Here is a 16,205-nt window from a genome sequence, read left to right as displayed (position 1 = left end):
CATGTAAGGTAGTATGGCATGACGGAGGGGGCGAATTCGATGTCTCGAATCGACGGGAGCGAAGGGGAGCCGGACGCCTATACGACGACGACGTTCCAAGCGATGGCCGACGCGGTGCTTCCGCCGACATTCAGGCGTAACGAGGCGAGGTGGACCATCGTCGCGGGCGCGAACCAGCTTTGCGTCGATCGGTATGTGATCGCGGAGCTGGATCATTCGCAATTCCCCCCTTTCGAAGCGACGAACGGCGAGCGGCTGTCCCGGTCGACGGCCCGGCTGTTGGATTGGGGCGCCGAGCGGCTCCTAGGGGGCGGTCCGCCGCCCTTGTTCTCAGGAGCGTTCCCGGGCGGCGGGCCGTTCTCCGCCTTGCCGCGCCTTGGCCGGCTGCAGACGCTGGATCTGCTCGACCGACTCGAGCTTTCGGCGGATGAGCTGCCCGCCCCTTTTTCCGAGAATCCGGCGTTAGTTCGCATCATCGTAAACTCGTTACATCAGCTCACGTACTTCGGGTATTACTCGGGATGGGCGGGTTGCGGCGAGGCGGGGTGGGGTTTGGTCGGGTACCCCGGCCCCTCCTTCGGCTACCGGGATTTCCGAGGGTTTCCGTCGAAGGATTCGCGGATCGAAGGGGGAGATACGGATGGCTGACCCGGATGTCATCGTGATCGGCTCGGGCGGAGGCGGGGGGGTGATCGCTAAGGAGCTCGGGGAAGCGGGACTTCAGGTGCTCGTGTTGGAGGCGGGACCCTGGTACGGAAATTCGCAATGGCCGGAGCCCAATGCGGAGCGGGGAGGCCGGCAGAGCGCGGACCCCGCGGACTTGAATATCCATCTCCTGCGGGCGCAGTACGATAAGCGAGAAGAAGAGATGAACGACCTGATTGCCGGCAAGCTGCGTTGGGGCCCTGCGGATCGAGGCCGGGCACCCTGGTTTCGGAACTTCAAGCAGCGAGGCTTCGCCTGGCAAAACTCCGGCGTAGGCGGGACCACCCAGTCCTATTTCGCCAATTCGCCCCGCGCTATCCCCTCGACGATCGACGGCATCTGGCCGGTGTCCTACCGGGAGTTGATTCCTTATTACGAAAAAGTCGAATGCACGCTCCCGGTCGCCTTCGCGCCGACGACCGCCAAAGAGGAGTTGTTCTATTACGGCGCGCGGAAAGCCGGTTGGCAACTGAACCCTACGCTGGACGTGACGGTTCCCGGGTACCGTCCGCAGCCGAACGCCATTCTTCCGCCGAATCCCGACTTGATGAATCCCAAATACTCGATGGAACGGCTGTCTTGGATGGAGGGCTGCACCCTTGCGGGGCATTGCGTCAACGGATGCCCGCACGGACCTTCGGTGGATAAGGTCGCGAAGCGCTCGACCCTAGTGAGCTATGTTCCATTGGCGTTGAGCACGGGCCGGGTCGCCATACGCCCCAATGCGTTCGCCGTAAGGATTTTGACGGAGACGCATCCGGCGGAAGGCTTGCGCGCCGTCGGCGTGCGCGTACGGAATACGTGGACGGGAGAGACGGAGGAGCTTCGGGCCGCGGCCGTGGTCATGGCCGCGGGGGCAATCGAGAGTCCAAGGCTATGGCTCAACTCGGGATTGCCTGACAACCCGTGGGTCGGCAGGGGGCTGGCGAATCATTACATAGATTGGGTCACGGGGATGTTCGACGAGAGGGAGCTGCTGTCCATTCTGGGCAGTCCGGAGATCGATCCCTTCGTCGGTCATACGTCCGGCGGCCGGTTGGATTACCCTGGGCTGGGATCCGTGATGGTGTCCGGAATCAGCCCCGGACTGACCGCATCCATGAGCTTCGGGATCAGCGAGGCCGGGTATGCGGGAACGGAGCGTCGGGGACGCATCGTAGGACCGGAGCTGCAGCATTGGATGGAGCAATACCGAAGGACGCTGAGCCTCGCGATTCTGACCGACGACGAAGTGGACTGCCGGAACGGGATTTCGGTCGACCCGGTGTTGAAGGACGAACACGGTCCCGTCCCGATCGTGAACTACGTCCCAACCCGACGCAGCGTCGAGAAGCGGGAGAAGCTGGCGGCGATCGCCGTGGACCTCCTTCGGAGAGCGGGAGCCAAGAAGGTGCACCGGGCGGATTGGCCGGCAGCCCTGATGATTCACATGGAGAGCACCATGCGAATGGGCTTCGTCGTCGACGACCATGGGGAGGCGTATCAGACGAAGCGATTGTTCATCGCCGACAACAGCGTGCATTATAACGGAATCGGCGGGGCGAATCCGACGCTTACGACGCAGGCGCTCGCCACTCGGACGGCGGAGCGGCTGGCGGCGAAATATGTTCGATAAAGACAGGATCCCTTGATTTCGCCCGCCGCTGTTGGTATGATGAAGTACTACCGAAACTTTGCGCGGAGGTGCATTCGCGATGGCGAAGAAGAACGACGACAAGCTGCTAGCCCAAAACCGCAAATCGTCGCACGACTACTTCATCGAGGACACCTATGAAGCGGGGCTCGTTCTGACCGGCACGGAGATCAAGTCGCTGCGGAGCGGGAAGGCGAACATCTCGGACGCGTTCGCCACGATTCGGAACGGGGAAGCGTTCGTTCATAACATGCACATCTCGCCGTTCGAGCAGGGCAACCGGTTCAATCCGTCCGACCCGACGCGGGCGCGCAAGCTGCTCCTTCATAAGAAGGAAATCGCGAAGCTGCTCGGCTTGTCGAAGCAAGAGGGATACACGATCGTGCCGCTGAAGGTGTATCTCAAGAACGGCTTCGCCAAGATGCTGATCGGCCTGGGCAAGGGCAAGAAGAACTACGATAAGCGGGAATCGGCCGCCAAGAAGGACGCGCAGCGCGACATTCAGCGCGCGTTGAAGGAACGCCAGAAGGTGGCGCGATAGACTTTTTCCAAGGGATCACGTCCCGCCGTTCGTCCTGCGCGAAGCGGCGGTTCATGATAGAATTGCTTTATGTACGGGGCCGTTTATGGATTCGACGGGAATAGTTCGAGCATGAGTAGCGAGTAGCGGGGCCGCGTCCGCTTCATCAACGCTAAAGCCATAATAAATGGCAAAGCACAACCTTCTTACGCAGTAGCAGCTTAATAACCTGCTCTCGTGCTTCTACCTAGCATCGCCCATGTGCTAGGATAGGGGCTCACCTTCAGTGGGATACGCCGTCAGGTCTCCGCCTGGGGTCTGACGGAAGAAGACAATCAGGCTGATCGCGCGCGAAGCCGGTTCCGGGGCGTCCGCGCGATGACAACAATACCGTAACTACACTCGTAGAAGCTTGTGTGCCGTTATTTTCGGACAGGGGTTCGACTCCCCTCGGCTCCATAGGAACAAGAGAGGTCCCGCCCGGGAGGGTGGGGCCTTTCTTGTTCCTATGCAGTTATAAGGGCGCCCAGATAAAACCACAACTTTTATGGCCGGATAGGGGTTCAGAAAGGTGTCGGATTAAGTACTATCGTTACGTCTTGTTGACGCTAGCAATAGTACTTTTTTCTATGGTTTATCGTTTTTTTCGGCACTGTAAATTTGGGGTTTTCATCTTTCTCATGTATCTCGAGTATATTAATCTCCCTTTTGCAAATCCTAGTAGAGAAAATTCATAGATTCGGAGGGATGAAAATGGTTTTAGCGACTTTTGAAAAGGACAATGCTCAACTGACTGAATTCAGGATTTTGATTTATAATAAGATTAAGGATGGAAAACTGTTATCTGTACTCAAGTTACTAATGAAGGTAATTCGTGATTCAACAAAAGAAGATGAGGATGATCTTCGGGATCAAATTATTGAAGATATTATGGGAATTTTAGAAGATGCCAGTATCAGTGTATTGAAATGCGAAAATTGTGGTACCGTCTTTCGTTTTAGACATTGCAAAAACCCTCGAGATCACCAAGCCGGTGTCATTCATGCGATCGAATTAACCTGCGATGAATGTGGAGATTATTTTACTTTTGCGGAGGATCGAGAGCATGTTTCCTATTTTAACTTCAATGTTTTGAAAAAGGTCGACGTTTTAAGAAGAAGGGGCCGAGGATTAACCATTGGGGTAACAGTTGGGGGTCTAGTTGAACCTGCTCTGTTAAAAGTTGCCGATGGTGAACGACCTTCCGTATGGATAGATGCTTACCAAGTTTTCAAAGCGGAAGATGTACAAATGTATTGGGAACGGTCTAAGGCAATTATAAAACGAATGAAGCTTAATACATCAAATGGTGATAAATGTTTTCGAGTTGAGGGTGGTGTTGTATACGCGTTAACAACTCAGACAGAACTTGTAGCTCAAGATGCTGTTTGAATCTTAGGCCATCTCACCAAAAAAATTCAGCATCACCCTACGGCGAAATAATATCTATTTCCATTCAAGATTATCGTTACTCGAGGCAAGTTGTTCCTGAAATGTACTCGGATTTTTGAATGTGAAGGCTGTTTTGTCCAATGGATTTTTGTTAATGTTATATTGTAGTTATCAGGAAGGACGGAGGTGACGGGATGCGCTGGGAAGAAGTAAAGGAACGGTTTCCGAATGAATGGGTGGTTCTTGAAGCGACGAAGGCGTATTCCTCTGATGGCAACCGCTATATCGAAGAGGTGGTTGTCATTGATCGGTTTGATGATTCGATATCGGCGATGCGTCGATACAGCGAACTACATAAACAGGAACCTCACCGGGAATACTGTTTTTTCCATACGTCTCGTCCTTCATTAGTAGCCCGTGAACGGTACGTTGGAGTGCGTGGGCCTAGATGAATCTTCGTATGAATTGTGGGTTGCCATTTGTCTCGGTCACCGTCACGTTTCGCGGACAGAAAATAAAGTTGGATAAAGTATTATTGGATACAGGTTCTGCGGGAACGATCTTCAAAGCGGATGTCGTGGGGGCAACCGGGGTTGTTCCTGAATCCGAGGATGAGGTGGATTCCATACAAGGTGTTGGTAGAATCGAATACGTGTATACGAAGATCTTTGATACAATAGACTTCGATGGCGTTTGTGTTAATAACTTTCAAGTTGAAATTGGAAGTATGGAGTATGGCCTGGAACTCGATGGCATCGTTGGTTTTGACTTTATACGAGCGGCAGGTTTAATTATTGATTCGGTAAGGATGTTGGCTTATTCCGATACTTAAATAAGAATGTGCTATCCAATTGTTCCAACATCACCCTACGGCGAATTGTGGATTTGCCAAACCACGCCTCGGCTCCATAGGAATGAACAAGAAGGCTTCATCCGCTCAGGATGAAGCCTTCTTGCTGTATATGGAGCCGGGGAGGAGACCCCGATGGGTTCGGTCGTTTCAATCGAACATGCCGTACTCTCTCGGTTAGAGCTGACACAAGTGCTAGATTACTGGAAATAAAGGCTTGACTCGATATAATGGCCCACTTACTATAATTCCATAGTAAACATTTCCTATATTAAATAAATGCGACAATGGCTGGGTTACCGAACATGATCGTTCACGCTGCGCACTTTTCTAAAGGTGCGCAGTTTTATACATAAGGGGGAAGAATGTTGAGCTTTCTAAAAGGGTTGGGAAATTTCGCGGGAGAAGTCGTCGGTGGCGTTCTCGGCGGGACCGTAAGAGTAGTCGGAGAAATTGCGGGAAGCAACTTTATTAAAGAGATCGGCGACGGCGTAGAGCATGCGACGAAGTTTGCCGGAAAAACGGCGGGGGAACTAGCCAGCGGCACATGGGATGTGGCTGCCGGGATCGTAACCCAGAACGAACGAATAATGGAGGATGGTTTTAGCGATATCGGGGGGGCGGTGTCCTCAACGGCGAAAGGCGTCGGGCATATGGTTGTCAATGTGGTGGAGAACGGCGCATCCGTGGTAAAGGGGATTAGCGATAACAATACCGATCTATTGAAGACCGGGGCCAAGGGGTTGATTTACACAGCCGCGGTAGGCGCTATCGCTGTCGGAATTATAGATGTCGCGGACGGAGCGGATGCAGCGCATGCGGAAGGGACGGCGCTAACAGAAGCGCCTGTAGAAACCGAACCGGGAGTCCATCATGTCGAACCTCACTATGTAGAGGGATACTATCGCGAAGACGGTACGTACGTAGAGGGCTATTATAGGGACGGCGTAGACGGAGACGGATATGTACGTACGAATCCTGACGGAGATCCGAATAACAATCTCAAGCCGTAAGCCATTTTCCGACTAAGAAAGTCGGGTCTCATCGAATAAGGAACAAGTCGGCCTCTCCCGGGTTGAATGGGGGGGCTTTTATCTTGTCGTTTCGCGAAATCACGAGATGGCGATCATCGACAGCGGACCGCGATCGGCCGATGGTACGGCGGCGTTCCCGAGCGTCCTGCTGCAGCTTCATCGGCACCGGGCGACGTTCTTCGAAATATGATGCAGGTGATGGGAAGCCGTCTGCAAAGCACGATCGGATAGAGGGGGCCTCGGGCCCTCACGCAACCTGCCGAGCCTTGCTCCCGTATTGCAACACATGAGTAGGAACCGACGAAGTCGAGGGATGCGCCATATGGATGATGAGGGGTTACGAATAGATGCCGATAGCTGTTATCGGCTGGCGGAGCGGAAGGCAACGCGATACTTCGCAGCACTGTACGAGCAGGTGAAGGGACAGACGTATGTTCCTTCCTTGACGGAGGACATCCGACTGTGGCGACGACATCACATGCATCGCGGGTCATGGCTGTCCTTCTTCCCGCGGGGAAAGGGAAAGTCGAAGGCCGCGAATGACCTTAGCTATATAACTTGGCTGCACCATACAGGCAAATTGGATGCGTACTTGAATCGAAGTATCTCCTATATTTACATGAGGGATCTGGGCAAATCCATGGATTCGCCCGATACGCAGGCCAAAATTCAGCGTACGGCCGCCGACGTCAAACGCCGCTTGATGTCTGCCGCCGAAGCCGGGCCGGGAGGGCAGCCGGAGTGGTTCAGCGCGGCGGAGCTCTATCGATGGGCCCAGAAGGAAGGCGTCGAAACCGCCGTGATCTGGGCGATCGACAAGATCAACCGCGTGGCGGCGAACGTTCCCGAGGGGATGAACGCCGAGCATGCGCAGCGTAAGCTGATAAAGATTATAATCGGCGTGGTCCTGCACGCGAACGAAGAGACGGATGGCGAACGATCGCCGGCGGAACGCGCCCGGAGACTGGATGAAGCGATCCGACTCGGCTATTCCTATGGACTGACGTACCCGTTCATTGACGATCTTTTGGATGCGCAGGTGTTAACCGCTCAAGAGAAGACGCAATATTCCCAAATCATAAGGGAAGCGCTGCGTACGGGCGTTTGGCCGGAGCCGGGGGAGTGGGCCGGACCGAACAAGGCGATGATGCAGTTCGTATACGCGGAGCTGCGGGAAGCGTTCGAGTATATCAAGCGTAGTCGGCGACCGGATACGCAGCGCGGGTTTTTCGAGCAGGCCTACGTGTTTTTCCACGCGCAAGAGTCGGATCGCGCGAAGGATTTGTCCCATGCGGCGTATACGAACGAGGAGCTGTATATTCCTATTATTCTGAAGTCCGCTTATTCCCGATTGATCGCCAGGTCCATCCTTGGCGCTCCGCCGGACGAGGGCTTCGAGGAGCGTACCTTTTTCTACGGCATCTACAATCAGTTGGCCGACGATTTAGCGGACATGTTCGAGGATATGGAAGCCGGTGCGGTAACCCCCTTCACCTACTATGCGACCTACCGCGATCGGCGTCCGGACCTGATCAATCCCTATGAGTTATATTGGACGGTCATCAGTCATCTGGTTCACCAGGTGTATGATTCCGATGCGAAGGCCCGCGAGGCGATCCTTAGCCGCGCCATTAACGGACTCAAGCGTCATCGAGCGCGAATCGGCACGGAAAAGTATAACCGCGTGATGGGCCGGCTCGCTTTCGGAAATCCGGCGTTCCATCGACGGGTCCAACGGCTCGTTCGACAAGCGGACGACGTGGATTTCCTCGATAAGCTGCTTCGGGACCGATTGATCGCCAATCTAAGAAGCGAACGGGAGGCGAAAGAGGCGTTCTTCGAAACCGTCCGAACGGCTCGCGAGCAAATCAACAGCACCTTGCAGATCGTCAAGCCCGACGGGATTCCGCCGATGAAAGAGACGTTGATCGATGCGGCGAATTACAGTCTGGCGGGAGACGGGAAACGTCTGCGCCCCGTGCTGACCTTCGTCATGGGCGTGCAAGAATACGGACTGCGGGCGGCGTCCATCGTGCCTCTGTTGCGATCGCTGGAGTATATGCATACCGCCTCCCTCGTCTTCGACGACTTGCCGTCGCAGGATAACGCGTCTTTCCGAAGAGGCCGTACGACGCTGCATCGGATGCATGACAGCGCCACCGCGGAGTTAACCGGACTGTATTTGATTCAGAAGGCGATCCAGGACCAAGCGTCGCTGGACCAGTTCGATGCCGAGACCGTCCTTGCCTTGATCCGGTATTCGGCGCGCGCCGCGGAAGATCTGTGTCTGGGGCAGGCGATGGACCTGAACTCCAAGGGGAAAGCATTGACGTTGGAGCAGTTGAATATGATCTGCTTCTACAAGACCGGCATCGCCTTCGAGGCTGCCTTAGTGATGCCGGCCATCCTCGCGCATGCGAACGAACGAGACGTCTCGAGATTGAAAGCATTCGCGTATCATGCGGGCATCGCCTTTCAGATCCGGGATGACTTGCTGGATGCGGAAGGCGACGAACGCTCGCTCGGGAAACCGGTCGGCCTAGACGTCGATAACGACGCTTCGACTTTCGTAACCGTCCTAGGTCGGGACGGCGCTAAGAAAGAGATGTGGCGGCACTATTGTCTCGCCATGGAGGCGTTGAAGGAAATGCCGCGCCGCAGCGCATTCCTGCAGCAATTATTGAATTACATCTTGAACCGGGATCGATAACAGATACGGAAAATGCGTTCGAGGAGCCGGCGCGCCAGCCGGGCTCCTCTCGTCATTTTCGGGACGCCCCCTGACGGAAACGGAAAGGATTGATCACTGACTCGGACGACAGCGATATGATATGATGCAGGAACCGACGATATCTCTGGGGGCGTTCATGTGAAATTAATAGCAAATCCTTGGAATAAATCCGCGCTTCGGCGTCTCATTTTATCGTTTATCTGTATTTTATTGCCGCTCTACATCTTGGCGATCGTCATCTATAACTGGGGAATCGGGACGCTGCAAACGGAAATATCGAGATCGATGACGACGCAAGTGTCCCAATATTTCAGAGAATTGGAGAACGAATTCAGTCGGATTCGAGGGCTGCAGCTGGATGTCTTGAGCGATACGAACTTGAATTCGCTGTCGGCCATTCCGGAATACTACGATCCGATCGAGAAGCTGCAGAGAATGCTGAGCCTGCAGCAGCGCCTCAACGCGATCCGAAACAGCAGCGCTTACATCGAGGAGGTACACGCATATATTCCGGCCATAGGGAAAGATATTTCCGCGTTAACCGTGTCCGACTTCGACCGCGACGCGTACAACGAGTTCATGAACGCTCCGGATGTGGACGAGGCGCAGGTGGTCAACATCCGCGGCAAGATGTATATGGTTGCGGGGTATCCTTATTTGCTGTCCTTGAACAAGCGAGAACCGATCTTTATCGTCGCGATCGAGCTGTCTCTGGGCAAGGTGAGAGAGGCGATGCATGCCATGCGCAATTCGCCGGAAGAGGGCCTGCTCTTTACAAGCCCTCAGTTTTCGATCGCCGCGAGTCCCGCCGCCGATCTGAACGATACGTTCGTGCAGCGAATCGTGCAGGGACAAGAGACAACCGACGATGCTCGAGTCATCAGCGTCGACGGGCAGCGCTACTTGACCGTTAACACCGCATCTAATTTTTTCGGAGCCGTGTTGATTAAATATATACCCGAAAGCGCTGTCTTTCAGCCCCTGGAGAAGTTTAGGAATTGGTTCCTGTTGTTTGCGGCGGTATCTTTGGTCATTATTCTTGTGTATTCGCTTTATGTATACAAATTTATACATCAGCCGCTGGATCGGTTGGCCAAGGCGTTCCGGAAAGTGGAGCTCGGCGATGTCGGCGTGCAAATCCGCCACGAGAGTCGGGACGAATTTCACTATATTTATACCCGATTCAATGCGATGCTCGACAACATCAAATCCTTGATCGATCAGGTATACAAGCAGAGGATTCTTACCCAGAAAGCGGAATTGAAGCAGCTGCAATCTCAAATCAATCCGCATTTTCTGTATAACAGCTTCTTTATTCTAAATACGATGGCCCGACTGGGGGATTACGAGCAGGTGGAGCGGTTCGCGAATCAACTCGGCGAATACTTCCAGTTCGTGACGCGGAACAATAATGACGAAGTGCCGCTCGGCAAAGAAGTGCAGCATGCGAAAGTATACGCCGAGATTCAAGGCATGCGGTTCGCCAACCGCGTGACGGTTACGTTCGGCGAGCTGCCCGAGCATACGGGGCATGTGATGGTGCCGAGGCTGATCCTGCAGCCGCTCATCGAAAACGCTTTCGAGCATGGTCTGGAAAAGAAAGCGGCGGCCGGTCGACTGGACGTCCGATTCGAGAAAGAGGACAACAAGATTGTTCTGATCGTGGAAGATAACGGCGAGCAGCTCGACGACGACGGCATCGAACGGGTCAATCGGGACATGGAAATGCATGAAGAAGTCGAGGTCACGGGTCTGATTAATATTCACCAGCGCATTCGACTGAAATTCGGGCCCGCCAGCGGGCTGTCGGTCTCGCGAAGCGAATGGGGCGGCGTGAAGGCGACGATTACGATCGAATTACCGGAAGGGAGAGGATGACCATGTATCGATTGCTGGTCGTCGACGACGAAGCGATCATCGCAGACGGGTTGTACGAGGTGCTGCTGGGGGTTCCGAATCTAGAACTGGACGTGTATAAAGCTTATTCGGGGCAAGAGGCGATGAAGCTGTTCGACAAGACGCGCTTCGATATCGTGTTGACCGATATTCGAATGCCGGAGATGGACGGGCTTCAGCTGCTGGAAAACATTCGGGCCAAGTGGCCCCGGTGCCGAGTCATCTTCCTGACCGGTTACCATGAGTTTTCGTACGTATACACCGCGATTCAGCATGAGTGCGTCAACTATCTGCTGAAGACCGAAGGCTACGATAAGGTGATCCAGACCGTCGCGCAGGCGGTTTCCGACATGGAAGCGGAGTGGCGCGCGGAAGCGCTGTTGGAGCAGGCCCGGGAACAGTCCGAGAAGGCGAAGGAACTGCTTCGCAAAGACTTCTTGTACGGCGTGCTGCGCGAGCGGATCGAGGCCGGGGAAATCAGCGGGGAGCAATTCGCGGAGCTGGGAGTTCCGCTGCGCGCCGAAGAGCCCGTATTGCTCCTGCTCGGCAGGGTGAGCGGCTTGACCGACTGCGGGACGTATTCGTCCAAGATGAAACAGCTCTACCGCGTGAGAACCGTCGCGCGGACCTATATCGAGTCTCGCGCCGCTTTCGTCGATATGGTTCACGAGCAATATGATCTCGTCTGGCTGCTGCAGCCGCTGCAGGGAAGCGACGACGCCGCGGAAGCGGCGCAAGAGGCATGGGCCGGACTGTCGACGTTCCTGAAGGGGAGTTTGGAACTGGTGCAGGCGGCCTGCAAGGAATCGTCGGGGGCGGAGTTATCGCTTGTGCTGGACGATAGTCCCGTGGCATGGGGGGACGCCGCGGAACGGTTCGCTCAGCTCCATATGCTGATGAATTATCGCATCGGCCGGTCGCATGGACTGCTCCTCGACAAGCAAGCGGCAAGAAGCGACCGGGACATGGACAACCAGAAAGCCAACAAGCTGCGCGTGCGTCCGGCGGTGCTCGACCTGTTGACCGAGCAGCTCGAGCATGGCAGGAAGGACGATTTCGCTCGAACGTTGGACGAGTCTACCGCCGCGCTGCGGGAAGTGGATACGATGCATCACGCCGGGGCGCAGGAACTCTATTATTCCATAGCGTTACTTTTCCTCTCCTATATGAATCGATGGCAGCTGACGGAACAGGCCGCCGCCGCCATCGGGCTGCACAAGTTAATGCGTCCGGCCGAACACGAGTCATGGACGAACGCGATCGGCTATTTAGGCAAGGTCGGCGTCGTGTTGTTTCAGCTGCAGAACCAGGAAGAGGAACGGAGAGCGAACGCGGTCGTCGCGACGATCCAGAAGCACATTCAAGCTCATCTTCACGATCCGAACGAGATTTCGCTCGTCCGCTTGGCGGAGCTGGCCTTTTTCAATCCCTCCTATTTGTCGAGGCTGTTCAAGCAGGTGACCGGAATTAACTTGTCCGAATATATCGCGGAAGTTCGCATGACGCGCGCCAAGCGACTGCTGGAGGACCCGAATTTGAAAATACAGGAAGTCGCGGAACGGCTCGGGTACGGTACCGCGACGAATTTCACGCGTTCGTTCCGGAAGGCGATGAATATGACGCCTCAGGACTATCGCGCATCGATCGTAAACAAGTAAACGCTTGATCGGAATGTCAAGTTATGAATATGGTTCTCCGCCCCGGTTAAGCGCTATCATTAACCTATAAGAACTACTTAACACAACTAACGACTACTGGGGGTTGAACAATGAGTATGAAACGCAAAACCAATGCGGCAGTTGCCCTGTCCATGGCGGCCATGCTTGCGTTAACGGCTTGCGGATCCAACGGAACGACCGGGTCGAACGATGCCGGCGGCTCGAGCGACGGAGGCAGCGCCGCGCCGGCGCCTGCGGATACCCAGCCGGCTGCGCCTGCAGAGCTGGATATCGCGGCCAAATACGACCCGCTCGTCGAAGTGACCGCCTGGCGGTATACGGAGTCTACCTACAAGTACGAGAACGGGGACACGATCGAGGACAATATTTACACGAGAGCGTACAGAGACGATCTGGGCATCGACCTGAAGTACAAGTGGACGGTTCCGATCGAGCAATTCGAGCAGAAGATGAACGTGTCGATCGCTTCGGGCGATCTGCCGGACATCATGTGGCTCACGAATAAGCAGCTGACGGATTTGGCCGAGAACGACCTGCTTTACGATTTGACGGATTTATACGAGCAGTACGCTTCGCCGCTGTCCAAGGAAATTCTGCAGCAGGACCAGAAGGCGTTCGACACGGCGAAGATCGGCGGCCGCTTGATGGCGATTCCGAAGACGGCATCGGCCGTGGACGGTCTCCCGATTCTTCACGTACGTACGGACTGGCTGCAGAAGCTGAACTTGCCGGAGCCGAAGACGATGGATGATCTCGTCAATATCGCGAGAGCGTTCGTCACGCAAGATCCGGACGGCAACAATCAAGCCGATACGATCGGCCTTGGGCTCACGAAGACGTTCCTGAAGGACAACCATTTCGGTACGGCGGGCTTCTTCGCAGGCTTCCACGCGTATCCGCAGAAGTGGGTAGAGGAAGATTCCGGCAACCTCGTATACGGCAGCATCCAACCGGGCGCGAAGCAAGGTTTGCAATTACTGCAAGACATGTATAAAGAAGGATTGCTGGACTTGGAGTTCGGCGTCAAGGACCGCGCGAAGGTAACCGAGTCGGTCGTCAGCGGCAAGCTCGGCATGTTCTATGGCGGCATGTCCTCGCCGGGGGCCGTCATTCAGGACAACGTCACGAACGATCCGAACGCGGAATGGAAGGCGTTCGCGCTCGTATCGGCGGACGAAGTAGCGGCGATGCCGATGGGCAAGGTACCGGTACAGCTCTACTACGCCGTTAGCAAAGAAAGCAAGAACCCGGAAGCGATCTTCAAGATGCTTAACTTCAGCATGGAGGGCTTCGCCCCCGACGCGCCGGCGGATACGGGCTTCGGCTTCAGCCCGAGCGGCATTCCGGTGTACCTGTACAACTTCATCGGACCGGAGCCGGCGATGAAAAACCTGAACGCGCACCGCAACGTCGTGAAAGCATTGGAAACGAAGGATCCTTCCACGCTGACGACGGAAGAGAAGACGTATTACGACAAGATCGTTTCCCACCAATCGGGCAACCGGGCGGATTGGGGCCAAGAACGCATCTTCGGTACGCCGAGCAGCTTCGACGTCATCGATCAGTATGTCCAAGCCGACAACTATACGCTCGACGCCTTCTACGGCGGCTCGACGCCGACCATGGTCGAGAAGCTCGCTTCCCTCCATCAGATGGAAGAGGAAGTATACACGAAAATCATTATGGGGCAATCGATCGACACCTTCGACAAGTTCGTTCAGGACTGGATGAACCTTGGCGGGGAGCAAATTACGAAGGAAGTCAACGAGTGGGCTGCCAAGCAGTAAGCGAACCGCGTCTCGATAACACGCCGCGCGCATAGGTAACGTGCGATGGGGAAAGCGTTCATTGGCTTTCCCCATCTTTATTCTCGCAAGGAAGCAGGAGGTGCCATCATGTCTTGGAAGAAGAGCCTGCAGGAAATGCCGTTGCACATCATGTTAATCCCCGGCGTGATCCTCACGCTGATCTTCAGTTACGTGCCGATCGCCGGCATCGTCATCGCGTTCCAGAACTTTAAACCGGCCAAGGGGATCTTCGAGTCCAAATGGATCGGCTTCGAAAATTTCGAATACATGCTCAACATGCCGAACTTCACCAGCATTCTATGGAACACCGTGTTTATCGCCGTATTGAAAATTATCGCCGGCTTGATCGTGCCGATCGTCGCCGCGTTATTGCTTAACGAAGTGGCGAGCGCCTTCTTCAAGCGGACGGTGCAAACCATCATTTATTTCCCGCACTTCTTGTCCTGGGTCATTCTCGGCGGCATCCTGATCGACATCTTGTCGCCGTCGAGCGGCCTCGTGAACCAATTCCTCGGCCTCTTCGGCTTCGAGCCGACGTTCTTCCTCGGCGACGACCGCTGGTTCCCGTATACGCTCGTAATTTCGGATACATGGAAGCACTTCGGGTACGGCACGATCGTCTACCTCGCCGCGCTGACGGGCATCGACCAAAGCTTGTACGAGGCTGCGGTCGTCGACGGGGCGGATCGTTGGAAGCAGACGCTGCACGTCACGCTGCCCGGCATGATGCCGATCATTACGTTGATGACCGTGCTCAGCCTCGGGAACGTACTGAATGCCGGCTTCGAGCAAGTGTTCAACCTGTACAGTCCGATGGTGTACAGCACAGGCGATATTATCGACACCTTCGTCTATCGGATCGGTCTCATCGATGCGCAGTACGGCGTGGCGACGGCGGTCGGGCTGTTCAAGTCGGTCATCTCGTTCGGGTTGATCGTATTGTCGAATAAGCTTGCAAGCACGTATGCCGGCTATCGGGTTTTCTAAGGGGGGATTTCCGTGCACAAACTTTCGATGGGACGCAAAGTATTCCTCGTCGTTAACTACACCTTGTTGTTCTTTGCTGCCTTGGCGTGCATTCTGCCGCTGATCAACGTGCTGGCGATCTCCTTCAGCGCGAAGGCGGCCGCCGCCGCGGGCTACGTGAAGCTGTGGCCGGTCGACTTCACGCTCTCTTCTTATCAATACGCGCTTTCGAAGCCCGAATTTTTGGACGGCTTCTTCGTCTCGGTCGAGCGGGTCGCGCTCGGCTTCGGCGTCAACATGCTGCTGACCGTCTTAACGGCATACCCGCTCGCGAAGGAGAGGACGTCGTTCCGCACCCGGCATATTTACGCGTGGTTCTTCATCGTCACGATGCTGTTCAACGGCGGCTTGATCCCGACGTATATGACGATCAAGGAGACGGGGCTGCTGGATTCGATCTGGGCGCTCGTGCTTCCGGGCGCGGTCCCGGTGTTCAACGTCATCCTGCTCATGAATTTCTTCCGGAACCTGCCGAAGGAAATCGAAGAAGCCGCGTTGATCGACGGCGCCGGTCATTGGCGGATCCTGTGGCAAATCTTCGTCCCGCTGTCGCTGCCGGCGATCGCGACGGTGACGTTGTTTACCGTCGTACATCACTGGAATTCCTGGTTCGACGGATTGATCTATATGAACTCGCCGGCGAATTATCCGCTTCAGAGCTACCTGCAGACGATCATCATTACGCCGGAGCTGAACGCGGTGTCAGGCAACGAGCTGTTGGACATGAACGAAGTGTCCGACCGGACGTTCAAGGCGGCGCAAGTGTTCCTCGCGTCGTTGCCGGTATTGCTGCTCTATCCGTTCTTGCAGAAGTTTTTCATGAAAGGGCTTGTCATGGGCAGCGTCAAGGGATAATCGTCGCAGCCGTGTAAGTCTTACGATGGAGGGACCG

13 protein-coding genes and 1 other RNA gene are annotated in these 16,205 nt (G+C 55.2%); all 14 read left to right on the top strand.

Annotated elements, in window-relative coordinates; all coding sequences use genetic code 11:
- Nucleotides 1-39: 39 nt before the first annotated feature.
- Nucleotides 40-648 (top strand): hypothetical protein, encoded by a 609-nt coding sequence (locus FE782_RS26005; RefSeq protein WP_138197286.1) that lies wholly within the window; start codon nucleotides 40-42, stop codon nucleotides 646-648.
- The gene (locus FE782_RS26000) at nucleotides 641-2,320 is read left to right on the top strand and encodes a GMC family oxidoreductase N-terminal domain-containing protein (protein WP_138197285.1); all 1,680 of its coding nucleotides are present in this window, start codon (nucleotides 641-643) and stop codon (nucleotides 2,318-2,320) included. The genes FE782_RS26005 and FE782_RS26000 overlap by 8 nt, the downstream gene beginning before the upstream one ends.
- A gap of 79 nt (nucleotides 2,321-2,399) precedes the next feature.
- Nucleotides 2,400-2,879 carry an SsrA-binding protein SmpB gene (gene smpB / locus FE782_RS25995; protein WP_138197284.1) on the top strand — a complete coding sequence of 160 codons (480 nt, stop codon included), beginning with the start codon at nucleotides 2,400-2,402 and terminating at the stop codon, nucleotides 2,877-2,879.
- A gap of 75 nt (nucleotides 2,880-2,954) precedes the next feature.
- Nucleotides 2,955-3,320, top strand: a transfer-messenger RNA (tmRNA) gene (ssrA, locus tag FE782_RS25990).
- Nucleotides 3,321-3,611: 291 nt separating this feature from the next.
- Nucleotides 3,612-4,289 (top strand): hypothetical protein, encoded by a 678-nt coding sequence (locus tag FE782_RS25985; RefSeq protein WP_138197283.1) that lies wholly within the window; start codon nucleotides 3,612-3,614, stop codon nucleotides 4,287-4,289.
- 194 nt (nucleotides 4,290-4,483) lie between these two features.
- Entirely contained in the window at nucleotides 4,484-4,741 is a 258-nt protein-coding gene (locus FE782_RS25980) for a hypothetical protein (RefSeq protein WP_138197282.1), read from the top strand.
- Complete coding sequence (locus FE782_RS25975) at nucleotides 4,738-5,121, top strand: retropepsin-like aspartic protease (protein ID WP_138197281.1); 384 nt, start codon at nucleotides 4,738-4,740, stop codon at nucleotides 5,119-5,121. Before FE782_RS25980 ends, FE782_RS25975 begins: the two co-directional genes overlap by 4 nt.
- 386 nt (nucleotides 5,122-5,507) lie before the next feature.
- A complete protein-coding gene (locus FE782_RS33010) occupies nucleotides 5,508-6,152 on the top strand; it encodes a DUF3892 domain-containing protein (protein ID WP_238392665.1) in 645 nt (214 codons plus the stop codon).
- A gap of 334 nt (nucleotides 6,153-6,486) precedes the next feature.
- Nucleotides 6,487-8,883 carry a polyprenyl synthetase family protein gene (locus FE782_RS25960; protein WP_138197280.1) on the top strand — a complete coding sequence of 799 codons (2,397 nt, stop codon included), beginning with the start codon at nucleotides 6,487-6,489 and terminating at the stop codon, nucleotides 8,881-8,883.
- A 159-nt stretch (nucleotides 8,884-9,042) separates the two neighbouring features.
- Entirely contained in the window at nucleotides 9,043-10,782 is a 1,740-nt protein-coding gene (locus FE782_RS25955) for a sensor histidine kinase (protein ID WP_138197279.1), read from the top strand.
- Nucleotides 10,783-10,784: 2 nt separating this feature from the next.
- The gene (locus FE782_RS25950; RefSeq protein WP_138197278.1) at nucleotides 10,785-12,458 is read left to right on the top strand and encodes a response regulator transcription factor; all 1,674 of its coding nucleotides are present in this window, start codon (nucleotides 10,785-10,787) and stop codon (nucleotides 12,456-12,458) included.
- 110 nt (nucleotides 12,459-12,568) lie between these two features.
- Nucleotides 12,569-14,266 (top strand): extracellular solute-binding protein, encoded by a 1,698-nt coding sequence (locus FE782_RS25945; protein WP_138197277.1) that lies wholly within the window; start codon nucleotides 12,569-12,571, stop codon nucleotides 14,264-14,266.
- A 108-nt stretch (nucleotides 14,267-14,374) separates the two neighbouring features.
- A complete protein-coding gene (locus FE782_RS25940) occupies nucleotides 14,375-15,274 on the top strand; it encodes an ABC transporter permease (protein WP_138197276.1) in 900 nt (299 codons plus the stop codon).
- 12 nt (nucleotides 15,275-15,286) lie between these two features.
- On the top strand, nucleotides 15,287-16,168 hold the full coding sequence (locus FE782_RS25935) for a carbohydrate ABC transporter permease (RefSeq protein WP_138197275.1): 882 nt from the start codon (nucleotides 15,287-15,289) through the stop codon (nucleotides 16,166-16,168).
- The last annotated feature ends 37 nt before the right edge of the window (nucleotides 16,169-16,205 follow it).

It is taken from the genome of Paenibacillus antri (genome assembly GCF_005765165.1).
GTDB lineage: Bacteria > Bacillota > Bacilli > Paenibacillales > YIM-B00363 > Paenibacillus_AE > Paenibacillus_AE antri.
The sequence above is the reverse complement of the archived record's forward strand: the minus strand, read 5'-3'. Positions and strand labels throughout refer to the sequence as shown.